This window comes from Streptomyces sp. NPDC029216, assembly GCF_040648015.1.
Lineage (GTDB): Bacteria > Actinomycetota > Actinomycetes > Streptomycetales > Streptomycetaceae > Streptomyces.
The window spans coordinates 62,518-84,286 of record NZ_JBEZWL010000008.1 but is presented as its reverse complement, the minus strand read 5'-3'; the positions used below and the strand labels follow the sequence as shown (position 1 = coordinate 84,286).

At 73.9% G+C, this 21,769-nt stretch carries 21 protein-coding genes; 8 read left to right on the top strand and 13 right to left on the bottom strand.

Annotated elements, in window-relative coordinates:
- Positions 1–61: 61 nt before the first annotated feature.
- Positions 62–1,345 (bottom strand): adenylosuccinate synthase, encoded by a 1,284-nt coding sequence (locus AB0F18_RS05535; RefSeq protein WP_045945791.1) that lies wholly within the window; start codon positions 1,343–1,345, stop codon positions 62–64.
- A 184-nt stretch (positions 1,346–1,529) separates the two neighbouring features.
- On the opposite strand from AB0F18_RS05535, the gene AB0F18_RS05530 reads away from it, so the two are divergent.
- Positions 1,530–2,351 carry a diacylglycerol kinase gene (locus AB0F18_RS05530; RefSeq protein WP_362055339.1) on the top strand — a complete coding sequence of 274 codons (822 nt, stop codon included), beginning with the start codon at positions 1,530–1,532 and terminating at the stop codon, positions 2,349–2,351.
- 7 nt (positions 2,352–2,358) lie between these two features.
- Here the strand turns inward: AB0F18_RS05530 and AB0F18_RS05525 are convergent, their stop codons facing one another.
- The gene (locus AB0F18_RS05525; RefSeq protein WP_362055264.1) at positions 2,359–2,847 is read right to left on the bottom strand and encodes a MarR family transcriptional regulator; all 489 of its coding nucleotides are present in this window, start codon (positions 2,845–2,847) and stop codon (positions 2,359–2,361) included.
- 63 nt (positions 2,848–2,910) lie between these two features.
- On the opposite strand from AB0F18_RS05525, the gene AB0F18_RS05520 reads away from it, so the two are divergent.
- Positions 2,911–3,819, top strand: a complete 909-nt coding sequence (locus tag AB0F18_RS05520; RefSeq protein WP_362055262.1) for an ABC transporter ATP-binding protein — start codon at positions 2,911–2,913, stop codon at positions 3,817–3,819.
- The gene (locus AB0F18_RS05515; RefSeq protein ID WP_362055260.1) at positions 3,816–5,390 is read left to right on the top strand and encodes an ABC transporter permease; all 1,575 of its coding nucleotides are present in this window, start codon (positions 3,816–3,818) and stop codon (positions 5,388–5,390) included. Before AB0F18_RS05520 ends, AB0F18_RS05515 begins: the two co-directional genes overlap by 4 nt.
- A 36-nt stretch (positions 5,391–5,426) precedes the next feature.
- Here AB0F18_RS05515 and AB0F18_RS05510 read toward each other — a convergent pair whose 3' ends face one another.
- Positions 5,427–6,041: a TetR/AcrR family transcriptional regulator C-terminal domain-containing protein gene (locus AB0F18_RS05510; RefSeq protein ID WP_362055258.1), complete on the bottom strand. Its 615-nt coding sequence runs from the start codon at positions 6,039–6,041 to the stop codon at positions 5,427–5,429.
- A 116-nt stretch (positions 6,042–6,157) separates the two neighbouring features.
- On the opposite strand from AB0F18_RS05510, the gene AB0F18_RS05505 reads away from it, so the two are divergent.
- Positions 6,158–7,276: a serine hydrolase domain-containing protein gene (locus AB0F18_RS05505; protein WP_362055256.1), complete on the top strand. Its 1,119-nt coding sequence runs from the start codon at positions 6,158–6,160 to the stop codon at positions 7,274–7,276.
- Between the two features lie 3 nt (positions 7,277–7,279).
- Here AB0F18_RS05505 and AB0F18_RS05500 read toward each other — a convergent pair whose 3' ends face one another.
- The 7 genes from AB0F18_RS05500 to AB0F18_RS05470 form a co-directional block, all read right to left on the bottom strand.
- The gene (locus AB0F18_RS05500; RefSeq protein WP_362055254.1) at positions 7,280–8,497 is read right to left on the bottom strand and encodes a cytochrome P450; all 1,218 of its coding nucleotides are present in this window, start codon (positions 8,495–8,497) and stop codon (positions 7,280–7,282) included.
- A gap of 9 nt (positions 8,498–8,506) precedes the next feature.
- Positions 8,507–9,166 carry a response regulator transcription factor gene (locus AB0F18_RS05495; protein ID WP_362055252.1) on the bottom strand — a complete coding sequence of 220 codons (660 nt, stop codon included), beginning with the start codon at positions 9,164–9,166 and terminating at the stop codon, positions 8,507–8,509.
- Entirely contained in the window at positions 9,163–10,491 is a 1,329-nt protein-coding gene (locus tag AB0F18_RS05490; RefSeq protein WP_362055250.1) for a histidine kinase, read from the bottom strand. The genes AB0F18_RS05495 and AB0F18_RS05490 overlap by 4 nt, the downstream gene beginning before the upstream one ends.
- An 87-nt stretch (positions 10,492–10,578) precedes the next feature.
- Positions 10,579–11,250 (bottom strand): response regulator transcription factor, encoded by a 672-nt coding sequence (locus AB0F18_RS05485; protein WP_362055248.1) that lies wholly within the window; start codon positions 11,248–11,250, stop codon positions 10,579–10,581.
- Positions 11,247–12,578 (bottom strand): sensor histidine kinase, encoded by a 1,332-nt coding sequence (locus AB0F18_RS05480; RefSeq protein WP_362055246.1) that lies wholly within the window; start codon positions 12,576–12,578, stop codon positions 11,247–11,249. Before AB0F18_RS05480 ends, AB0F18_RS05485 begins: the two co-directional genes overlap by 4 nt.
- A gap of 10 nt (positions 12,579–12,588) precedes the next feature.
- Positions 12,589–13,791, bottom strand: coding sequence for an acyltransferase (locus AB0F18_RS05475; RefSeq protein WP_362055244.1), 1,203 nt, complete (start codon positions 13,789–13,791; stop codon positions 12,589–12,591).
- The gene (locus tag AB0F18_RS05470; RefSeq protein ID WP_362055242.1) at positions 13,784–14,719 is read right to left on the bottom strand and encodes an alpha/beta hydrolase; all 936 of its coding nucleotides are present in this window, start codon (positions 14,717–14,719) and stop codon (positions 13,784–13,786) included. Before AB0F18_RS05470 ends, AB0F18_RS05475 begins: the two co-directional genes overlap by 8 nt.
- Before the next feature lie 348 nt (positions 14,720–15,067).
- Between AB0F18_RS05470 and AB0F18_RS05465 the strand changes: the two genes are divergently transcribed.
- The gene (locus AB0F18_RS05465; RefSeq protein ID WP_362055240.1) at positions 15,068–15,547 is read left to right on the top strand and encodes a diadenosine tetraphosphate hydrolase; all 480 of its coding nucleotides are present in this window, start codon (positions 15,068–15,070) and stop codon (positions 15,545–15,547) included.
- A gap of 15 nt (positions 15,548–15,562) precedes the next feature.
- On the opposite strand, the gene AB0F18_RS05460 is transcribed toward AB0F18_RS05465, so the two are convergent.
- Positions 15,563–16,192, bottom strand: a complete 630-nt coding sequence (locus tag AB0F18_RS05460; protein ID WP_362055238.1) for a LysE family translocator — start codon at positions 16,190–16,192, stop codon at positions 15,563–15,565.
- Between the two features lie 37 nt (positions 16,193–16,229).
- Positions 16,230–17,867 (bottom strand): serine/threonine-protein kinase, encoded by a 1,638-nt coding sequence (locus AB0F18_RS05455; protein WP_362055236.1) that lies wholly within the window; start codon positions 17,865–17,867, stop codon positions 16,230–16,232.
- Positions 17,868–18,077: 210 nt separating this feature from the next.
- On the opposite strand from AB0F18_RS05455, the gene AB0F18_RS05450 reads away from it, so the two are divergent.
- From AB0F18_RS05450 to AB0F18_RS05440, 3 genes are all read left to right on the top strand, one after another.
- The gene (locus tag AB0F18_RS05450; protein WP_362055234.1) at positions 18,078–19,430 is read left to right on the top strand and encodes an aspartate aminotransferase family protein; all 1,353 of its coding nucleotides are present in this window, start codon (positions 18,078–18,080) and stop codon (positions 19,428–19,430) included.
- Between the two features lie 108 nt (positions 19,431–19,538).
- A complete protein-coding gene (locus AB0F18_RS05445) occupies positions 19,539–20,207 on the top strand; it encodes a GntR family transcriptional regulator (protein WP_362055232.1) in 669 nt (222 codons plus the stop codon).
- 121 nt (positions 20,208–20,328) lie between these two features.
- Entirely contained in the window at positions 20,329–20,979 is a 651-nt protein-coding gene (locus AB0F18_RS05440) for a hypothetical protein (protein WP_362055230.1), read from the top strand.
- Between the two features lie 18 nt (positions 20,980–20,997).
- On the opposite strand, the gene AB0F18_RS05435 is transcribed toward AB0F18_RS05440, so the two are convergent.
- Positions 20,998–21,723 carry an SLATT domain-containing protein gene (locus AB0F18_RS05435; RefSeq protein ID WP_362055228.1) on the bottom strand — a complete coding sequence of 242 codons (726 nt, stop codon included), beginning with the start codon at positions 21,721–21,723 and terminating at the stop codon, positions 20,998–21,000.
- Positions 21,724–21,769 lie beyond the last annotated feature (46 nt).

Genomic DNA, 21,769 nt, shown 5'->3' with positions numbered 1-21,769 from the left:
CGGAGGGGCGGGACACGCGCTGCGTGCCCCGCCCCTCCGTCATGTCCCGCTCGGTCGAGGACTACAGGAACGAGTTGATCTCGATCGTCTCGGTGCGGCCCGGGCCGACGCCGATCGCGGAGATCGGGGCGCCCGACATCTCCTCCAGGGCCTTCACGTAGTTCTGCGCGTTCTTCGGCAGGTCGGCGAAGGTCTTGGCCTTGGTGATGTCCTCGGACCAGCCCGGCAGCGTTTCGTAGATCGGCTTCGCGTGGTGGAAGTCGGTCTGCGAGTACGGCAGCTCCTCGACGCGCTTGCCGTCGATCTCGTACGCGACGCAGACCGGGATCTCCTCCCAGCCTGTGAGCACGTCGAGCTTGGTGAGGAAGAAGTCCGTCAGGCCGTTCACACGGGTCGCGTAGCGGGCGATCGGGGCGTCGAACCAGCCGCAGCGGCGGTCGCGGCCGGTGGTCACGCCGCGCTCGCCGCCGATGCGGCGCAGCGCCTCGCCGTCCTCGTCGAACAGCTCGGTCGGGAACGGACCGGCGCCGACGCGCGTGGTGTAGGCCTTGAGGATGCCGATGACGCGGCTGATCTTCGTCGGGCCCACGCCGGTGCCGGTGCAGGCGCCGCCCGCGGTCGGGTTCGAGGAGGTGACGAAGGGGTACGTGCCGTGGTCGACGTCGAGCAGGGTGCCCTGGCCGCCCTCGAAGAGCACGACCTTGTCCTCGTCCAGCGCGTTGTTGAGGATCAGGGTGGTGTCGGCGACGTAGGGCTTGATCTGCTCCGCGTACTGGAGCATCTCCTCCACGATCGCGTCGACCTCGATGGCGCGGCGGTTGTACAGCTTGGCCAGCAGCTGGTTCTTGTTCTCCAGCGCCGCCTCGACCTTCTGGCTGAGGATCGACTCGTCGTACAGGTCCTGGACGCGGATGCCGACGCGGTTGATCTTGTCCGCGTAGGTCGGGCCGATGCCGCGGCCGGTCGTACCGATCTTGCGCTTGCCGAGGAAGCGCTCGCCGACCTTGTCGAGGGTGACGTTGTACGGCGTGATGAGGTGCGCGTTGCCGCTGATGAGCAGCTTGGAGGTGTCGATGCCGCGCTCGTTCAGGCCGCGCAGCTCGGAGAGCAGGACGGCCGGGTCGACGACGACACCGTTGCCGATGACCGGCGTGCATCCGGGGGAGAGGATGCCGGAGGGGAGGAGGTGCAGCGCGTACTTCTGGTCGCCTACGACGACCGTGTGGCCGGCGTTGTTGCCACCCTGGTAGCGCACCACATAATCAACGGATCCACCGAGCAGGTCGGTGGCCTTTCCCTTGCCCTCGTCACCCCACTGAGCTCCGAGCAGCACAAGAGCGGGCACAGGCGTACACCTCTTCCGGATGGGGCATGTCCAAGGTCAGGGGGCGTACGACGATGTACACCGCAGGCTGAGCCGTCGGACCGGTGCCCCGGAATAGACGAAGGCCCTGGCGCAATAGCGCAAGGGCCTCTTGCACAAAGATGCTACCCGAGGAAGGACCGAGGTGTCGGCTCCAGAGCCCACCATGAGCCATGCGGGCGCGCCGGTAGGCGGTCTGCTCGTGCTCGTCGACCCGGTCGCCCGCCGTCTTGACGGCGAGTCCGTGCGAATCGCGAAGGATGTGTTGTCAGCGGGGGCCGCGGCGAAAATCTGCCTCCCGGATTCGCAGGAGGAATTTGCGCGGGCGCTCGCCCGCCGGGGTCATCGGCGGCCGGTGGTGGTGGGTGACGACGGGGCGCTGGTGCGGGCCGTGGGGCTGCTGCACCGGGAGCCGGGGCCGGGGGACGACGCGGTCTCGCTGGTGCCGGTGGGACCGGCGGGGTCACTGGCGCTGGCGCGCTCGCTGGGCGTGCCGCTGTCGGCGGTGTTCGCGGCGCGGGCGGCCCTGGACGGGGTGACGCGGCCGCGGGACCTGCTGGTGGACGACTGCGGCGGGGTGGTGCTGGGCGGGCTGCGCACCGGCGCACCGGCGGCACCCGCGGTGCGGCGGGCCGGCGGGTACCGGTCCCTGCTGCGGACGCTGCTGCCCGCTCCGGCGGCGGGCGGGGGCGGGGCGGTGCAGCGGCTGCGAGTGGAGGTGGACGGGGTGGTGCTGGTGGACGAGGACCGCCCGGTGGAGGACGTGGCGGTGCGGACGCGGGCCGACGGCGGGCCGGCGCGGGTGGTGGTCCGGGTGCCGGGCGGGGTGCCGGTGACGGGGTACGGGGAGGCGGTGACGGTGTCCGTCACGGGCCCCGGCTCGGCGTTCCGCTACCGCGCCGACCACGCCCCGCCGGGCGCCCCGGTCCGCCGCCGCACATGGACCCGCCGCGCGGGGGCGTGGTCCCTGACCTTGCCGCGGGGCTGACGGGCGGCTACGGCAGGTCGAGGGTTGCCCGGTGGGTGCGCCAGCGGTCCATCAGGCCGTGCATCTCGTGCTGGAGGAACTCGAAGAACGCCGCCGTCTCCGCCACGCGCGCGCCCGCCGGGGTGTCCGTGCCGAGGCCGGCCGCGCCCTCGCGCAGGGTCTGCTCGAAGCGGGTGAGGGCCTGGTCCCGGCGGGTGAAGGTCTCGTACCAGAGCTCGTTGTGGAGCACGTAGCGGTCCCGCCGGGAGCCCGGCTCGCGCTCCCGGCTGACCATGTTGAGCTGCGCCAGGTAGGCGACGGCTCCCGACACCGCCGCCGGGCTGATCCGCAGGGCCGCGCCCAGCTCCGCCGAGGTCATCGCGCCGCCGTCGCTCACCAGCAGGCAGGAGAAGACCCGGGCGGCCATGCGCTGCATGCCCGCCTCGGTGAGCTGCGCGGCGAACCGCTCCACGAAGCGGGAGACCGCTTCCTCGTCCCGTACGTCGTCCCTCGTCACCCTCCGAACTTTACGTGATTCGCTATCTTCACAACTTTCTGAAAGCGGCGTACGTTCGGAGTCATGACGAAGGCCATCAGCGTCGCCGGACTCCACAAGTCGTTCGGCCGCACCCACGCGCTGGACGGGCTCGACCTGGACGTCGCGGCCGGCGAGGTCCACGGCTTCCTCGGCCCCAACGGCGCCGGCAAGTCCACCACCCTGCGGATCCTGCTCGGCCTGCTGCGCGCCGACGCCGGGACCGTCACCCTGCTCGGCGGCGACCCGTGGGCCGACGCCGTCGCCCTCCACCGCCGCCTCGCGTACGTCCCCGGCGACGTCACCCTCTGGCGCGACCTCACCGGCGGCGAGGTCATCGACCTCTACGGCCGGCTGCGCGGCGGCCTCGACCGGGCGCGGCGGGACGGGCTGCTGGAACGGTTCGAGCTGGACCCGACCAAGAAGGGCCGCACCTACTCCAAGGGCAACCGCCAGAAGGTCGCCCTGGTCGCCGCCTTCTCCTCCGACGCGGAGCTCCTCGTCCTCGACGAGCCCACCTCCGGCCTCGACCCGCTGATGGAGGAGGTCTTCCGGGGCTGCGTCGCCGAGGCCCGCGCCGCCGGCCGCACCGTACTGCTCAGCTCCCACCTGCTCAGCGAGGTCGAGGCCCTCTGCGACCGGGTCAGCATCGTCCGCGCCGGCCGCACCGTGGAGAGCGGCACCCTCGCCGACCTGCGCCACCTCACCCGTACGTCCATCACCGCCGAGCTCGCCGGGCCGCCGAACGGGATCGCGCACCTGCCCGGCGTCCACGACGTGGAGGTGCGCGGGCTGCGCGTCAGCCTCCAGGCCGACACCGACAAGCTGGACGCCGTCCTGCGGGCCCTCACCGCCTCGGGCGTGCGGTCGCTGACCTCGACCCCGCCCACCCTGGAGGAACTGTTCCTGCGCCACTACGCACCGGCGACGCCGGGGGAGGTGGGCGGGCGATGACCGGGCAGCTGGCCGGGACCGGGGCCCTGCTGCGGCTGGCCCTGCGCCGGGACCGGGTGACGGCCCCGGTCTGGGTGCTGGTCACCGGGCTGCTGGTGGCGAGCATGCCCCGCGCGCTCGGCAGCGTGTACGCCACCGCCGCCGAACGGGCCTCCGTCGCCGCCTCGATGAACGCCAACGGCTCGATGCGGGCCCTGTACGGGCCGGTGTTCGGCGACTCCCTCGGCGCCCTGGCGGCGTGGCGGGCCGGGGTCTACGGGGCGGTGCTCGCCGCCGCGATGAGCCTGGTCATCGTCGTCCGGCACACCCGCGAGGAAGAGGAGACGGGCCGTCAGGAGCTGCTCGGCGCCGGGGTGGTGGGCCGCAGGGCCCCGCTGACGGCGGCCCTGCTGGCCGCGGCCGCCGCCGACGCGGCCGTGGCCCTGCTCGTCGCGGCCGGCCTCGCGGGGCAGGGCGCGGCCGGGGCCCTCGCGCTCGGGCTGGGCATCGCCGGGACCGGGCTGCTCTTCGCGGGCGCGGCGGCCGTCGCCGCCCAGCTGACCGGGAGCGCCCGGGCCGCGAAGGGGCTGACGGCGGCAGCACTGGGTGCCGCGTTCGTGCTGAGGGCGGTGGGCGACGCGGGGACCCCGGGCGGGCGGTCGGCCCTGGCCTGGCTCTCGCCGCTGGGCTGGCTGACGAACGTACGGGCCTTCGCGGGCGAACGCTGGTGGGTGCTCGGGCTGTTCGCGGCCGGGGCGGCGGCGCTGGCGGGAGCCGGCTACGCGCTGGCGGGCCGCCGCGACCTGGGCACGGGCTTCCTGGCCGCCCGGCCGGGCCCCGCCGAGGGGCGTCTCGGTTCGGCGGGGGCGCTGGCCCGGCGGCTCCAGCGGGGCACCGTCCTCGGCTGGAGCGCGGGGTTCCTGACCGCCGGAGTGGTCTTCGGGGGGATGGCGGACGGCGCCGCCGAGGTGGTCGGCGGCAACGAGCGGACCCGGCAGATCATCGAACGGATGGGCGGGCAGAGCGGGCTGACCGGCGCCTTCCTCGCGGCGATGGCCGGGCTGATGGGCATGGCCGCCGCGCTCTTCGCCGTCTCCTGCGTGCTGCGGCTGCACGGCGAGGAGACCTCGCAGCGAGCCGAGCCCGTACTCGCGAACGCCGTCGGCCGGCTGCGCTGGGCCGGCGGCCACCTCGCCGTCGCCTTCGGGGGGTCGGCCCTGATCCTGCTGCTGGCGGGGCTCGGCCTGGGCCTCGGGCACGGCGGCGACACGGGCGCGACGGTGGGCGCCTGCCTGGCGCAGCTGCCGGCCGTGTGGGTGATCGGCGCGCTGACCGCCCTGCTCTACGGGGCGGTCCCCCGGTACGCGCTCGCCGGGTGGGCGGTGGCCGGGGCCGCGCTGGCCCTCGGCTGGCTCGGTCCGGCCCTCGGCCTCCCGCAGGCGGTCATGGACCTCTCGCCCTTCACCCACCTGCCGAAGCTGCCCGGACCCGGCGGCTGGGACCCGGCCCCGCTGCTGACGCTCACCGCCCTGGCGGCGGCCCTGACGGCGGCCGGCCTCGCGGCGCTGCGCCGCCGGGACCTGACGGCGTAGGGGCTGCTAGTGCGGTGAACCTTTCCGGTCACCGCACTAGGGGGTCCCGGACTCCATGGCCGCCGCCAGGCCCGCAGTGATCAGCCGGGTGCCGGCCCGGAAGGAGACGTCCCGGTCCGGGGGCCCCGCGGAGAACAGTTCCGCCAGGTGGGGCAGGCCAGACAGGTCGGGAGACAGGCCGGCCGGGGCGCCGGCGGGGTCCCCCTGCTGCTGCTCCTGGAGCGTGAACCCGGTGGCGTAGCTGAGCAGCGCATCGCCGACGGTCGCGGCGAGCGGCAGCGGGATCCCGGCGGCGCGGGTGATGCCGATGAGGCGGTCGGCCAGCGCGAGGCTGTGCGGGCCGGGGACGGCGTACCCGGCGACCAGCCGGGCGCCGTCGCGATGGGCGAGCATGGCGCGGCGCAGCGCCGCGGCCGTCCCGGCGAGGCGGTCGGCGAGCTCGGTACCGGGGACGGGCTCGGCCAGGGCCTCGGCGACGATCCGGTCCGCCAGCTCGGCGAGCAGTTCGTCCTTGTTCTTGACGTGCCAGTAGAGGGCGCCGACCCGCACGCCCAGACGGTCGGCGAGTCTGCGGGTGGACAGCTCGTCCAGCCCGGTCTCGTCGAGCAGCTCCATGGCGGCGTTGATGACGTCCGGCCGTCGTACGGGCATGCCGGGTCTCCCTGGGGTCTCGTGGTGGTGCATTGCGCCTGAACGCTGTTCAAGTTATCTTGAACAGCGTTCGGGTTGAACAGTGCTCAGGATATCGCTGACGAGGGGGAACCGTCATGACCGAGGTGCAGGCGCGCGTACAGAAGGCGATCGACCGGCTGGTGGAGTCCGGGCAGGAGACCGGCATCCAGGTCGCCGCGTACCGCAACGGGCGGCAGGTGGTCGACGCCTGGGCGGGAGTCGCCGACCCCGCGACCGGCCGGCCGATGGGCGGGGACACGCTGATCCACGCCTACTCCGCCGGCAAGGGCGTGACCGCGACCGTGGCCCACGTCCTCGTCGCGCAGGGGCTCCTCGACTACGACATGCCCCTCGCCCGCCACTGGCCGGAGTTCGCCGCGCACGGCAAGGGGCACGTCACCCTGCGGCACGCGCTCACCCACTCCGCCGGAGTGCCCCAGCTGCCCGCGGACATCACCGCCGAGCAGCTGTACGACTGGGACGCCATGTGCGCGACGGTCGCCGGGCAGGAACCGCTGTGGGAGCCGGGCACGGCCACCGGCTACCACGGCTGGACCTTCGGCTGGCTCATCGGCGAGACCGTCCGCCGCGCCACCGGGCGCACCATCTCCCAGGTGCTCCGCGAGGAGGTCGCCGGGCCGCTCGGCGTCGCGGACTCCCTGTTCCTGGCCGTCCCCGAGCAGGAGCTGCCCCGGGTCGCCACCCTCGTCGAGGGCAACTGGGAGGCCTCCCTGACGGCATTGCCCCAGGATCTGCCCTTTTTCCTGGCCATGCCGAACAGGGGGGTGTGGAGCACCGCGGAGCTCGCCAACCACCCCGCGTACCTGCGCGCCGAACTCCCCTGCGGCGGCACCTTCAGCGCGACAGCCGTCGCCCGCATGTACGCGGCCCTCATCGGTGAGGTCGACGGGGTGCGGCTGCTGGCCCCGGAGCACACGGCCCGGATCGCCGCCGTAGTGACCGGGGACGTCGACCGGATATTCGGACGCGCGGTCGCCAAGGGCCTGGGCTACTTCCTCGGCCTGCCGGAGACGGGCGGCCGGCGCACCGCCTTCGGCCACAACGGCTCCGGCGGCAGCATCGCCTTCGCCGACCCGGAGCACGGACTCGCCGTCGCCGTCCTCCACACGCGCCTGACGGGGGGTCAGGAGAACGTGGCCCCGCAGGCGGTCGCCGACGAGATCCGCGCGGCGCTGGGGATCGTTGCCCGCTAGGCCTCAGAACTCCACCAGCAGCTCCCGCAGCCCCCGGATGACGTAGCCGTCCTGCCACTGCGGCTCCCGTACGAGCCGCATCGGCGGGACCTTCTCGTCCAGCAGCGCTCCGAAGGAGGACGCCAGCTCCAGGCGGGCCAGCGGCGCGCCCAGGCAGTAGTGGATCCCGGCGCCGAAGGTCAGGTGCGGATTGTCGGACCGCCCGAGGTCCAGCGCGTCCGGGTTGTCGAAGCGCGCGGGGTCCCGGTTCGCGGACCCGAAGAGCAGGGCGACCTCGGCTCCGCGCGGGATGAGCGTGTCCCCCACCTCGATGTCGTCGAGCACCCAGCGCTCGAACAGCTGGAGGGGTGTGTCGTAGCGCATCAGTTCATCCACAGCTGTGGACAACTTTTCCGGACCGGGGGATCCGGGGAGCGCGCGCAGCCCGGCGAGCTGCCCGGGATTGCGGAAAAGGGCCCACCAGCCGTTCACGGTGGTGTTGACCGTCGCCTCGTGTCCGGCGTTCAGCAACAGGACGCAGGTGGAGATCATCTCCTGCTCGCTGAGCCGGCCCCCTTCATCGTGGGCGGCGATCAGCGCGGAGATCAAATCCGAGCCGGGGCGTCGGCGCCGCTCGGCGATCAGCTCCCGCAGATAGGCGCTGAACTCCACGCTGGCCGTCACCGCCCGGCGCGCGGTCTCCGCGCCCGGCCGCAGCTCGAACATCCCGCAGATGTCCGCCGACCAGGGCCGCAGCAGCCCCCGGTCCGCCTCCGGGATCCCGAGCAGCTCCGCGATCACCGCCACCGGCAGCGGCTCGGCGACGGCGGTCAGCAGGTCCCCGCCCCCGTCGGCCACCAGCCCGCCCACCAGCTCCCGCGCGAGCCGCTCCACGGAGGGCGCGAGCCGCTCGACGGTCCGCGGGGTGAACGCCTTGGACACCAGCCGCCGCACCCGGCCGTGCGCCGGATCCTCCAGATCCAGCAGGCCGTTGCCGTTGAGCACGTGGAAGGGCTCGTGCTCCGGCGGCGGCGCCTCCCGGCCGAACTCCTCGTGGCTGAACCGGTGCAGGTACGTCCGCCCCAGCCGCCGGTCCCGCAGCAGTGCGCTCACATCGGCGTAGTGCGGCACCAGCCACTGCCCGGTCGCCTCCGACCACACGGCCCGCCCCCGCTCCCGCAACTCCCGGTAGGCGGGGTACGGATCGGCCACGAAGCCGGCATCCCACGGATCAAAACCCATCCCCGCACCCTAAGCCGGTGTCACCAGCCGTGTCTCGTAGGCGTAGACGGCCGCCTGCGTCCGGTCCCGCAGCCCCAGCTTCACCAGGATGCGGCTCACATGCGTCTTGATCGTGGACTCCGCGACCAGCAGCCGGTCGGCTATCTCCGCGTTGGACAGCCCCTGCGCGATCAGCACCAGCACCTCCGTCTCCCGCTCCGTCAATTCCCCCACCCCCGACACGTCCGGGACCCGCGAGACCTCCGAAAGCTTCGAGAACTCCACGATCAGTCTCTTCGTCACCGAAGGGGCCAGCAACGCCTCCCCGGCCGCGACCACCCGCACCCCCTCCGCCAGCTGCCGGGCGGACGCGTCCTTCAGCAGGAACCCCGACGCCCCCGCCCGCAACGCCTGGTACACGTACTCGTCGAGGTCGAAGGTCGTCAGGACCAGCACCTTCGCGTCCGTGTCGGCCGCCACGATCTGCCGCGTCGCCTCCAGCCCGTTCATCTCCGGCATCCGGATGTCCATCAGCACCACGTCCGGCCGCAGCGCCGCCACCTGCGCGATGGCCTGCCGCCCGTCGACCGCCTCACCGACGACCTCCATGCCCTCCATCGCGTTCAGCAGGACGGAGAAGCCCTCGCGGACCATCATCTGGTCGTCGACGATCAACACCCTGATCGTCATACCGGCGCCTCCTCGGGCTGCGGCCGGCTGCGCACCGGTATGAACACGGCCACCTCGTACCCGCCGCCCGCACTCTCCCCGGCCGTCATCTCCCCCTCCAGCATCGCCACCCGCTCCCGCATCCCCGTGATCCCGTGCCCCGCCCCCGGCGAGGGCCGGACGTCCCCGACCGCCGCACCGTTGACCACCCGTATCCCCAAGCCCCCCAGCACGTACGAGACCTCCACCCCGGCCGCCGCCCCCGGGGCGTGCCGCAGCGTGTTGCTCAGGGCCTCCTGGATGATCCGGTACGCCGACAGCTCCACGCCCTGCGGCAGCTCCCGCACCGCACCCGTCACCGTCTTCTCCACGCTCAGCCCGGCCTCCCGCACATTGGCCAGCAGCCCGTCCAGGGAGGCCAGCGTCGGCTGCGGGGCGTCGGGCGCCTCGTAGTCGGCGGACCGGACCACGCCCAGCACCCGGCGCAGCTCCGTCAGCGCCGCCACCGCGTTCTCCCGGATGGTGGCGAAAGCCGCCTCCAGCTCCGGCGGCGGGTTCTTCACCCGGTACGGGGCCGCCTCCGCCTGGATCGCCACCACCGACATGTGGTGGGCGACCACGTCGTGCAGCTCGCGCGCGATGGTCGTCCGCTCCTCCAGCAGGGTCCGCCGGTCCCGCTCGACGGCAGTCACCTCCTGCTGCGCGCTGACCTCCTGCTTCGCCTCCCGCCGGGTGTTGCGGACGGTGACGGCCAGCAGCACCATCGCCGAGGTGACCGCCATCGGCGCCGGCTGCACCGAGTCCGCGGAGCCGACCAGGACCGGCAGGGCCGTCCCGAACAGCAGCGTGATGACCCACATCCACCCCGCCACCCGCGGCCGGGTCCGCAGCGCCACGAACGTCATGACGGCGAGATGGCCGACGAACGTGGCCGGTGACCACGGCCAGACCATGATCTGGTCCTGCAGGACGGCCAGCACCGCCGTGGCGGCCAGGGCCGCCCAGAACGCCCCCACGGGCCGCACCAGCGTCATCAGCACCGGCGCCGCCGCCAGCACTCCGATCACCAGGGCCTGGACCGGCGGCATTCCGTTGAAGTTGTTCGTGTTCCCCAGCAGGAACACGAAGGACGCCACCGCCGCCACCGCCGCGTGCGGCAGGTAGGCCGCCCTCGGCCGTATCCGCCGCGGCAGCAGCCGGGGCAGCCGCCCGTCCGTCCGCATCGGGGCGAGCGGACGGTAGGCGAAGGCGTCGGTGAGCAGGTCGTCACGCAGGCTCTGGATCAGGCCCGAAGCCAGCCGCAGTTCGGGAGGCCGGGGAGTCGCCCCGGGGGTCGTCTCGGTCATGTCCAAACCGTAGGCCGGGGCCCGGCTCGTCCGCGTCGCCGCTGAAGGGGATTTCCCGGGGTCCCTCTCAGGTACTACACGGGCCCGTCAGTAGCCCGTCGGACGGACCAGACCCGTCTCGTACGCGAACACCGCCGCCTGCGTACGGTCCCGCAGGCCCAGCTTCACCAGGATCCGGCCCACATGCGTCTTCACCGTCTGCTCGGCCAGCACCAGGTGCTCCGCGATCTCCGCGTTCGACAGCCCCTGCGCGATCAGCGACAGCACCTCCGTCTCCCGCTCCGTCAGGTCCTGGATCCGCGCCCTGGAGGGGGCGCGCGGAGCGCCCATCCGGGAGAACTCGGTGATCAGCCGCTTCGTGATGTTCGGCGACAGCAGGGCCTCGCCGGCGGCCACCACCCGCACCGCCTCGGCCAGCTGATCGGCCGAGGCGTCCTTGAGGAGGAACCCGGAGGCACCGGCGCGCAGCGCCTCGTACACGTACTCGTCCAGGTCGAAGGTGGTCAGCACGAGCACCTTCACCAGGCAGTCCGGGGTGCCCGTGATGACCGAGGTGGCCTCGATGCCGCCCATCCCGGGCATGCGGATGTCCATCAGGACCACGTCCGGGCCGAGTTCGGCGGCCTTGGCCACGGCGTCCGCGCCGTCGACGGCCTGGCCGACCACCTCGATGTCGGGCTGGGCGTTCAGGAGGACGGTGAAGCCCTGCCGGACCATCATCTGGTCGTCGGCGATCATCACCCTGATCGGAGAGCTCATACGTCCTTCACGTCCTTCTTCGTCCCGGCGGAGGAATGGCCGGGCGGGTCCATGGGCAGCACGGCGCTCACCTCGTACCCGCCGTCGGGCCGTGGCCCGGCGGCCAGTTCGCCCCCCAGCATGCCCGCCCGCTCCCGCATCCCGAGCAGCCCGTGCCCGGCACCCGGCGAGGGCGGCGCCGAGCGGGTCGGGGCCGAGTTGGCCACGCACAGGTGCAGTTCGCGCGGCCCGTACGCGATCCCGACCTCGACCCGGGAACCGGGGGCGTGCCGCAGGCAGTTGCTCAGTGCCTCCTGAACGATCCGGTACGCGGTCAGCTCGACGCCCGGGGTCAGCGGCCGCCGGACGCCCGCCACCTCGGTGGTGACCTCCAGCCCGGCGCCGCGCACGTTGTCCACGAGCCCGTCCAGTTCGGCGAGGGTGGGCTGCGGATGGTGCGGATTGGCCGGATCGTCGGGCTGCTCGGACCGAAGCACCCCCAGCACCCGGCGCAGTTCCGTCAGCGCCTCCAGGGCGTTCTCCCGGATGCCCGCCAGGTTCTCCTTCAGCTCCTCGGACGGGTTCTCCACCAGGTGCGGGGCGACCTGCGCCTGGATGGAGATCACCGACATGTGGTGGGCGACCACGTCGTGCAGTTCACGGGCGATGCGGCTGCGCTCCTCCAGCAGGGTCCGCCGGGCCCGCTCCTCCTCGGTCAGGGATTCCTGCGCGACGAGCTGGCTGCGGGCCAGCCGGGTCGCGCGCAGGGCGTACCCGAGGAGCCCGGCGAAGCCGAAGACGAGGAGCGCGCCGACCGCGCTGCTCTGGCTGTGCTCGGGCTTGAAGAGCACTTCGGCCGCGCCGGTGCAGGCGATGGAGACGCCGATGACCGTGGCCGTCACCTTCGGCGGCACGCGCAGGGCCACGAGCAGGATGAGCGGCGCGAAGGCGAAGGGCCCGACCGGCGTCCAGGGCCAGGTCTGGCCCTGCCCGACATGGCCGTGGATCGTCGAGGCGATGAACCCGGCGGTGAGCAGCCCGATCCACCAGGCGGCTATCGGCCGGAACATCGCCGCCAGGATGGCGAAGCCGGTGAGCAGCGACAGCACGACGATGCGCGGATCGTGCACGTCGTAGTGGTCCTGGAGCTGTGCGGACGTCAGGAACCCGAAGAGCACCGCCGAGTAGCCGATCAGGGCGTGCGGCAGGCGGGCCAGCCAGCGCGGCCGCTTCATCGGGGGGAGCGGATCCCGTGCGAGGGTGAACAGCTGCCGGGCCATCCCGTACGGGGCGGGGCCGTCCCGCTCGGGGGGCGGGACCGGGGCCGGGGACTCGCTCTGCTGTCTCACGCTGCCCAGCCTAGGCACGGGAGATCACCGGCCCGGCCGCCGGGCGCCGTCCGCCGGGGTTCCGGACGGCATCCGGTGCGGCACCGGCGGGCCGGGACCGGGGCTGCTCGTGGACGCGGAACGCGGCCCAGCAGACGGCCAGCGCGGCCGCGAACACCGGAATCCACAGCAGCCGGGCCGCTATCCAGCCCGCCGAAGCGGGCACCGTGTGCAGCCCGGGCAGATCGGTGGAGACCAGCAGCCCGAGGGCGGTGACGGCCATCATCGAGGTCTGGTGCCACAGGAACACGGTCATCGCCGACACGTTCAGCAGGGCCACCTTCGCCCAGGTCCGGGGCCGGCGCATCGCGCGGGCCAGCGGCTCGCGGACCAGCAGGGCCAGCCCGCACTGGGCCAGGCCGAACGCGACGGCGGCCAGCGTCGGCGGGTTCAGGTTCGATATCGCCGCCCCGGGCACCCCCACCATGGAGGCGGGATACCCGCCCCAGAGGACCAGTGCGGCGGTGGCGGCCGCGCCACCGACCAGCAGGAACAGCGCCGGACGCCGCCGGGCGAACGCGCCCCGGGCCCAGGCCGCCCCCAGGGTGTAGGGGACGAGCCAGCCCGCGGCGACGTTGACCCAGCCGGTCCACTGCGGCCCGTCGAAGCCGAACCGCCACACGTCGACCCCCGCCACCACGGCCAGCGGCCACACCGGGCTGAGCCGGGCCACCAGCGGGGTCGCGGCGGTGAGCGCCGCGAAGACCAGCAGGAACCACAGCGGCGACCACACCAGCTTGAGCAGCGTCCGTACGGTGTCCAGTTCGGCGCCGCCCAGCAGCAGCCCGCCCGCCACGACCGCCCACAGGGCGAGCACCGCCGCCACGGGACGGAACAGCCGGCCCAGGCGCTGACCGACCCAGGCCCCGTACGAGACCCCGCGGGCCCGCGCCGAGGCGTACCCCTGGGCCGCGACGTGGCCGCCCACCAGGAAGAACACCGCCAGGGTCTGGAACACCCAGGACACCGGGGCCAGCCAGGGCATGTGTGCCAGCGGGCTCGTGCCGCTCAGGGCGCCATCGCGGACGGTCAGGGCGGTGACCAGCCAGTGCCCGAGCACCACCCCCAGGATCGCGAAGGCCCGCAGGGCGTCCACCGACCGGTCCCGCCCCTGCGGGGTCGCGCGGTCGACGCGCTCCGCGAGCGCCGCCCAGCGGCCGAATACCTCAAACATGGGAGACCTCCGAGCCGGTGACGGGAGATGCGGGGACGGGAGCGACAGGGGCGGGCGAGGCGGCGGGTTCCGCGGGGCCCATGACGATGCGGGCCAGACTGTCGAGGGAGGTGGTGCCGGGCTTGAGGTAGTCGCTGTGGCCGGCGGTGCCCGCCGCGAAGACCCGGGCGCCGAAGGCGGGGTCCACGGGATCGGTGCCGAACCCGACCCCGCCGAAGCGGACATGGGGAACGCCCCCGATCCAGTCCTCACTGCCCCGGCCCGCCCATATCCGGGCGCCGCCGGCCGGCAGTTCGGCGGCGGAAGCCGAGCCGGTACCCGGGCTGCCGAACAGGGCGATGTCCGTCACCCGGGGGCCGGTCGCGGTACGGGCGCAGACCACCGAGCCGTAGGAGTGGCAGAGCAGCGAGATCCGGGCGTCGGCCCCGGCGAGCCCCTGCAACCGGGACAGGAACGGCCCCAGTTCGGCGGCAGCCAGGTCGGCGCGGTCGGCGGTCAGCACGGTGGTGCTGACCGTGCCCGGGGTGTCGTACCCGAGCCAGGCGACCACCGCGGACCGCGGATGCTCCTCCGCCAGCCGCCGGTGGAGGCTGAGCGCCCCGTCGCGGAAGCGCCGGTAGGTGTCCAGGGTCGTATCGGAGCCGGGCACCAGCACCGCTATGCGGTCGGCGGTGCCCAGATCGCCGAACACCTCCACGGCCCGGCCCGGGCCACGGCCGTCGAAGTCGAGGAACCGGGCTCCCTCCGCCCCCGCCGACGCCATCTCCCGCAGCTTCGCCGCCCGCCCGCTCCGGCCCGCCTCCTCGGCCATCCGGGCTGACTCGGCGAGGTTGGCGAGGTTGGCGGCATAGCGCTCCTGCGGGGTGGCGGACCCGGCGAGGGCCGCCGGCGCGGGCGCCGGCACCTGAGGGGAAGCCGCGGCGGACACGGGGACGACCACGGCCGCCGCGACGAGCCCGGCCAGCAGAGTGCGCCAGACCCGCCCGCCACGCCCACGGCTCCCGCCACGGCTCCCGGCGAGCCCACGACTTCCGCCGCCGCCAACGCCGTTACCGCTCCTGCTCCCGAGACTGCTGCTCATGGCGGTGCCCCCCGTGCTTCGCTCCGATCGGGCACTCGCCCGCTCCGGTACCGAAGTTAGGAATCCGCACCCCTGGTCGGCGTCACGCTGCGGAGCGGGCTTCGGATATGGCTCTCAGGTATGACACGCCCTACCTGAGAGCCAGCCGCCCCGAAGTCCGCCGGGCCGGGACAGCCCGTCGGCTAGGGTCCGTGAATGATCGACAACGACTGGCGGCTCGACCGCATCGGCAGCGCGCGGCGGGGTCAGAACCCCACGGTCCTGCGCCGCCTCGACGCCGGATTCGCCGCGATCGGGGACCGGCAGTTCCTCCCCGGCTACTCCGTCCTGCTGGCCGACGACCCCGCCGTGACCCGCCTCTCCGACCTCCCGCCGGCCCGCCGGACCGCGTACCTCACCGACCTGGAACGGTTCGCCGAGGCCGTCGAGCGCGCCTGCGCGCGCCTCGACCCGGCCTTCCGCCGCGTGAACATCGAGATCCTGGGCAACACCGACCCGTACCTGCACGCCCACATCTGGCCCCGCTACGACTGGGAGCCCGCCGACCTCGTCCGGATGCCGGTCTGGCTCTACCGGGACGCGGAGTACTGGCGCGGCGACCGGCACGCCCTGGCACCCCGCCACGACCCGATACGCGCCGCCATCACGGAGGAGCTGGACCGCCTCACCGGATAGCCCCCGCCCCGCCCGCTACGAGGCGGACGTCGCCACCCGCACCCCGAAGCCGATCAGGACCACACCCGTCACCCGGTCCATCGCCCGGCGGACGCGCGGCCGGGCGAAGAAGCGCCGGGCGCGCGCGAGCACGTAGACGTACGCGCCCAGCCAGGCCAGCGTCAGCAGGACGTGGACCAGGACCAGCAGCGCCATCCCCGCCGCCGGGGGCAGAGCCGGCGGCGCGAGGGTGGGGAGCAGGCCGGTGTAGAACACGGCGATCTTCGGGTTGAGGGCGTTGCTGACCAGCCCGGTCCGCCACGCGCCGCCCCGGTCGCCCGGGGCCCCGTCCGGGGCGCCGTCCTCCGCGGCCTGAGCCCCGGCCCCCGGCCGGCGCAGCGACTGGACGCCGAGGAAGCACAGGTACGCCGCTCCCGCGAGCTTGACCAGCAGGTACACCTCCGCCGAGGCGGCGAGCAGCGCGGCGAGCCCGGCGACGGTCAGGACGCCCCAGAGCAGCAGCCCGGCGGCGATCCCGCCGACCGTGCGCAGCCCGTCGGCCCGTCCGCGTGAGACGGCCCGCCGGGTGACGACGGCCATGTCCGGCCCGGGGACGAGGGTCAGCAGGGCGAGGACGCCGGTCGCCGCGGCGAGTTGCGTGAGCACGCGGCCCAGTCTGCCACCGGGCCCAGCACTCGCCGCTCTAGTCCCGGTAGTACGTGAGAGGGGCACTGGCCGACCCGTCCAGCTCGCGGCGCAGGCTGCCGTCCGGCAGCAGGCGCAGCCGGCTCCAGCGGCCGGCGGTGCAGGTGGGCTGGGCGCCGGAGGTGACGGTGGAGGAGTCGAGCTCCACGGGGTCGGGGGCGCTGCGCAGGGTGGCCCGCCAGGAGCAGGAGTAGGCCGGGTCCTCGACGCTCAGGGACATGACGGGGTCGCCCACCGCACCCGGGGTGAGGACGAGGTGCCAGCTGGAGGAGCCGGAGGTGGCGCGCCAGCTGCCCGCGTAGCCGGCGGGGAGCATGCCCGCCGGGCCGACCGGGGTTCCGCTTCCGGGGCTGCCCGTGGTCGGGGAGGTGCCCGGCGGAGCCGAGGCCGGGGGCTGGGTGCGCTCCTGCGGGGCGGCCGTCCGGCCGGAGTTCATGACCGCGTACACGGTGCCGCCCGCCGCGATCGCGACGACGAGCGCTATCGAGACGAGGAAGGCCTTCGATGCGGCGGGCGGCCCGGGCGCGGGTGCGGCCGGCTGGTGGTACTGCTGCCGGTAGCCGGGCGGCGGCCCGTAGAGGTGCGCGGGAGCCACCATCGTGCCGGGGACGACCCCAGCCCCGCCCACACCAGCCCCGCCGGCCCCGGAGCCGCCGGACCCGGGCACGCCGGCGCTCGCCGCGTGAGGCGGGTGCGGCGGCCCCTGCGCCGGGCCGGTGTCCTCGCGGTCGAGGAGCTGTACCGCCTGCCGCCCGAGCTGCGCCACGAGCGACGCCGGGAGCCACGGTTCCAGGGCCCGCCCGTCCGCCACGGTGTCCCCCGCGCCGACCCGGGCCAGCACCGCCGCCGGATCCGGACGCGCGGCGGGGTCCTTGCTCAGGCATTCCGCGATGAGCCCCCGCAGCTCGGCCGGCACGCCGTCCAGTTCGGGTTCCGCTTCGACGATGCGCAGCAGCAGCCCGGCCGTCCCGCCGGGCCGTTCCGCGTCGCCGAACGGCAGCCGCCCCGTGGCCGCGTACGCCAGGACGGCGCCGAGGCAGAACACGTCGCAGGCCAGAGTGACCGTTTCGCCACGCACCTGCTCCGGCGCCATGAAGCCGGGCGACCCGACGAGTTCCCCGGTGCGGGTCATTCCGCCGGTGAGGTCCTCCAGGGGGCGGGCGATGCCGAAGTCGATGACGCGGGGGCCGTCGATGGTGAGCAGGACGTTGGAGGGCTTCAGGTCGCGGTGGATGAGTCCGGCGCGGTGGATGTCCCGTAGGGCGTGCGCGAGCCCGGCGGCGAGGATCCGTACCGTGCGGACGGGGAGGGGGCCGAAGTCGTGGGCCACGACCTGGCGCAGGCTGGGCCCCGCGACGTAGCCGGTGGCGATCCAGGGGATCCCGGCCTCGGTGTCGGCGTCGAGGACGGGAGCGGTCCAGGCGCCGCCGACGCGCCGGGCGGCGGCGACCTCGTGCCGGAACCGGGAGCGGAACTCCTCGCGGGCGGCCAGGCCGGGGTGGACGAGCTTGACCGCGACGGTGCGGCCCCGGTCGGAGCGGGCGAGGTAGACCTGGCCCATGCCGCCGGCGCCCAGCCGGGACAGGAGGCGGTACGGGCCGATGTGGTGCGGGTCGGACGGGTGGAGCTGTTCCATCGCCGGGTTGTTCCCTTCCCCCTGGGGTGGCCGACGGGGCGAGCGTAGTCGCGGCCGGGGGTGCGGGGGAGAGGTTGTGGTGGCCGCGACGTCGAGGGGTGTGCCCGTACGGGTTGGGGACGGTGCCCATACAGACTGCCGAGGGTGGCCCCCCACCCCCATACAGTCCGCCGATATCCCTTCCCACCTGCGCACTTCTAGCGTGACGCCATGACCCCTCATGTCACCGGCGCGTCCGTCAAGGCCGCCGACCGCGCTCACGTCTTCCACTCGTGGTCCGCCCAGGCCCTGATCGACCCGCTGGCCGTCGCCGGGGCCGAGGGCTCGTACTTCTGGGACTACGACGGGAACCGCTTCCTCGACTTCTCCTCCCAGCTCGTCAACACCAACATCGGCCACCAGCACCCCAAGGTGGTCGCGGCCGTGCAGGAGCAGGCCGCCAGGCTCTGCACCCTGGCGCCCGGTTTCGCCGTCGACGTCCGCTCCGAGGCCGCACGCCTCATCGCCGAGCGCACCCCCGGCGACCTCGACAAGATCTTCTTCACCAACGGCGGCGCCGAGGCCGTGGAGAACGCCGTCCGCATGGCCCGGCTGCACACCGGCCGCCCCAAGGTGCTCTCCACCTACCGCTCGTACCACGGGGCCACCGCAGCCGCGATCAACCTGACCGGTGATCCGCGCCGCTGGCCCTCGGACACCGCCTCCGCCGGTGTCGTGCACTTCTGGGGCCCGTTCCTCTACCGCTCGCCCTTCCACGCGACCACCGAGGCCGAGGAGTGCGAGCGCGCCCTCGCGCACCTCGCCGACACCCTCGCCTTCGAGGGTCCGCAGTCCGTCGCCGCGGTCATCCTGGAGTCGGTGCCCGGCACCGCCGGGATCATGACCCCGCCGCCCGGCTACCTCGCCGGGGTGCGCGAGCTGTGCGACCGCTACGGCATCGTCTTCATCCTCGACGAGGTCATGTCCGGCTTCGGCCGCACCGGCAAGTGGTTCGCCGCCGACCACTGGGACGTCACCCCGGACCTGATCACCTTCGCCAAGGGCGTGAACAGCGGTTACGTGCCGCTCGGCGGCGTCGCCATCTCCGGCGCCATCGCCGAGACCTTCGCCACCCGCCCCTACCCGGGCGGACTGACGTACTCCGGCCACCCGCTGGCCTGCGCCGCCGCCGTCGCGACGATCAACGCGATGGAGGAGGAGGGCATCGTCGAGAACGCCGCCCGCATCGGCGCCGAGGTCATCGGCCCCGGGCTCGCCGAGATCGCCGAGCGGCACCCGTCGGTCGGGGAGGTCCGGGGGCTCGGCGCCTTCTGGGCGGTGGAGCTCGTACGGGACGGGGAGACGCGCGAGCCGCTCGTCCCGTACAACGCCGCCGGTGCCGACAACGCGCCCATGGCCGAGTTCGCGGCGGCCTGCAAGGCGTCCGGTCTGTGGCCGTTCGTCAACATGAACCGGACGCACGTCGTCCCCCCGTGCACCGTCACGGAAGCCGAGGCCAAGGAGGGTCTGACCCTCCTCGACGAGGCCCTGACGGTCGCCGACCGGCACACCACGGGGGCCTGATCATCCGCATATCGGTTGGTATCTCCGCATAGCGGAGGGGAACCGATCGGTTTCGGCCGCGCTGCCTGGCCTAAGGTGTCCGGAGTTCTACCGAGGAGACGGGCGCCTATGTCAGGCAGCGGCGGAGGTGTCACCCGCAACACCCTGCGACAGCAGATCGCGGACGCGCTGCGTGACGAGGTGCTCGCGGGCAGGCTGCCCCCGGGCACCGAGTTCACCGTCAAGCAGATCGCCGAGCAGTACGAGGTCTCCGCGACCCCCGTGCGCGAGGCGCTGGTCGACCTCGCCGCGCAGGGCCTGCTGGAGTCGGTGCAGCACCGGGGCTTCCGGGTCCGCGTCTACACGGTCGACGACTACCGGGGCATGATCGAGGCCCGGATGCTGATACTCGACGGGATCTTCCGCCGGCTCGTCGAGTGCGGGACCGCGCCCGGCTCGGCCGAGCTGCTGGTGTCCGTGCGCCGCCGCGCGGAGGAGGCGCGGCGGGCCGCGCGCAGCGGTTCGCTCGAAGTGCTGATCGGCTACGACCTGCGGTTCTGGCGGGAGCTCAGCGGGCTGGTCGGCAACACGTACATCACCGAGTTCCTGCACCGGATCCGCGTGCAGTGCTGGGTCTTCTCCGTGCCGCACCTCCAGGCCGCCCCGGAGCTGGGGAACGCGCTGTGGGACGGGCACGGCGAGCTGGTCGACGCGGTCACGCTGGCCGACGCCGAGTCCGTACGCCGCATCGTGCGCGCGTACAACCAGCACGGGCTGGACTGGGCCGCGACCCTCTGAGGGCCCCTGGGGTCCCGTTCACCGCCGGGTGGCGTCGCGCCAGGTTCTGCGCACCCCTTCGCGGAGCGTGTCCGGCGCATTACGCTGGCCCGATCGGCGGCAACGACTGATCGGAGCCCGCGTGGCCTGTGACCTGTGGCTGGTCCCCCTTGTCGACGTGCTGTGCCACAGCCCCGACAACCCCTTCGCGGAGGAGATCGCCGCGTACGACAAGGCGCTGGGCGAGGCGGGTCTGCCGTCGGTGCCCGTGTTCGCCTACATGCCGGGCCTGAGCGGTGACGTGGCCCCGGTGGCCGGTTTCGACTACGACGCCCTGCACTTCCTGCGGCGGGCGTACCTGCTGCAGATCTGCGGGCTGCCGGTGACGCCGGTGGACGAGCTGGGCGGGGACTACGAGCAGCTGCTGGAGATGTTCGAGCCCACCGCGCAGCAGTCGCACCTGGTGTGGCACTACGACCACGCCGGGGCCTACGTCCCGGTGGACTTCCCGGTGCCGCTGGCCAACGAGGAGCTGCTGGCCGGGGGCGGGCCGCTGGGGTCGGCGCAGGGGCTGCTGCGGGAGCTGGCCTTCGTCGCCCCCGCGATCGGGATAGACCCGGCGAATCCCCCCGCCCCGCCGGCGCCGCCGGGCGGGCCGACGGCGTTGGAGGAGCCGGCGGGGCCGATGCCGTACGACGCGAGCCCGTTCGCGCGGGAGCGGCACGTATGGCTGGGCCTCCACGCGGCGGCCACCCGGAGCCTGGGCCAAGGCTCGATGATCATCTTCAGCTGACCCCGCCCGGCACCCCCCTCAGCGGGGCTGCTCCGGGGGACGCTGGCGGGGCATGTTCGGGCGGGTGCCCGGGGGGAGCGGGAAACGGGCCGGGGGCACCCCCGGGTCCGGGCGGGCCGGCGCGCCGGCGAGGGACTGCATGGCCAGCGGCGTCGGCCCCGCCCGGAATTCCACCATCCAGTCGGCCGTCTCCGAGCGCACCAGTTCCGTGACGTCCTCGGAGAACCGCCGCAGCACCGTCAGGCAGCGCTCGGCGGCCTCGCTGGCGGTGCCCTCCGTGGGCCCCAGCACCTCCCGGACGTTCTCCGAGGCCCAGTCGAACTGGAGCGTCTGGAGCCGCCGCTGCACCGCCTGCGCCGTGGCCACGTCCCGCATCCACCCCGACGTCAGCCCGAAGAACCGGTCACAGGCCAGGCAGGCCGCGGCCAGCAGCAGCGAGAGGTATCCGTACGAGGCCACGCCCGGAGCGGAGCCGGTCAGCTCCAGCAGCGGCATCGCGGCCCCCGTGACGGCGCCCACGGCCGCGCCCGCCCGCAGGGTCCGCGCGCCGCGCCGCTTCCAGGCCCGGTCCGACAGGTACCACTCGGCGGTGCGCAGCGCATCGGCCTCGACCCGCCGGTAGAGCTCGTCGAGCCGCTCGGCGGGCTCGCCCCAGTCCCCGAGAGGGAACGGCCGCCCGGTCAGGTCGCCGTCCTCTGCGGGATCCCGGGGTGGCCCCTCGGGCTGCATCTCCGGCTGACTCACCCGGGCACTCCCTCTGCCTGCACTGACGTGTCGTGGTGCGCGTGTG

What these genes read in the sequence shown, in the direction of transcription:
- AB0F18_RS05520 (WP_362055262.1), top strand. Translation starts at nt 2,911, where the DNA reads ATGACGAAGGCCATCAGCGTCGCCGGACTCCACAAGTCGTTCGGCCGC.
- AB0F18_RS05530 (WP_362055339.1), top strand. Translation starts at nt 1,530, where the DNA reads ATGAGCCATGCGGGCGCGCCGGTAGGCGGTCTGCTCGTGCTCGTCGAC.
- AB0F18_RS05445 (WP_362055232.1), top strand. Translation starts at nt 19,539, where the DNA reads ATGTCAGGCAGCGGCGGAGGTGTCACCCGCAACACCCTGCGACAGCAG.
- AB0F18_RS05485 (WP_362055248.1), bottom strand. Translation starts at nt 11,250, where the DNA reads ATGAGCTCTCCGATCAGGGTGATGATCGCCGACGACCAGATGATGGTC.
- AB0F18_RS05450 (WP_362055234.1), top strand. Translation starts at nt 18,078, where the DNA reads ATGACCCCTCATGTCACCGGCGCGTCCGTCAAGGCCGCCGACCGCGCT.
- AB0F18_RS05490 (WP_362055250.1), bottom strand. Translation starts at nt 10,491, where the DNA reads ATGACCGAGACGACCCCCGGGGCGACTCCCCGGCCTCCCGAACTGCGG.
- AB0F18_RS05475 (WP_362055244.1), bottom strand. Translation starts at nt 13,791, where the DNA reads ATGTTTGAGGTATTCGGCCGCTGGGCGGCGCTCGCGGAGCGCGTCGAC.
- AB0F18_RS05495 (WP_362055252.1), bottom strand. Translation starts at nt 9,166, where the DNA reads ATGACGATCAGGGTGTTGATCGTCGACGACCAGATGATGGTCCGCGAG.
- AB0F18_RS05510 (WP_362055258.1), bottom strand. Translation starts at nt 6,041, where the DNA reads ATGCCCGTACGACGGCCGGACGTCATCAACGCCGCCATGGAGCTGCTC.
- AB0F18_RS05505 (WP_362055256.1), top strand. Translation starts at nt 6,158, where the DNA reads ATGACCGAGGTGCAGGCGCGCGTACAGAAGGCGATCGACCGGCTGGTG.
- AB0F18_RS05455 (WP_362055236.1), bottom strand. Translation starts at nt 17,867, where the DNA reads ATGGAACAGCTCCACCCGTCCGACCCGCACCACATCGGCCCGTACCGC.
- AB0F18_RS05500 (WP_362055254.1), bottom strand. Translation starts at nt 8,497, where the DNA reads ATGGGTTTTGATCCGTGGGATGCCGGCTTCGTGGCCGATCCGTACCCC.
- AB0F18_RS05465 (WP_362055240.1), top strand. Translation starts at nt 15,068, where the DNA reads ATGATCGACAACGACTGGCGGCTCGACCGCATCGGCAGCGCGCGGCGG.
- AB0F18_RS05515 (WP_362055260.1), top strand. Translation starts at nt 3,816, where the DNA reads ATGACCGGGCAGCTGGCCGGGACCGGGGCCCTGCTGCGGCTGGCCCTG.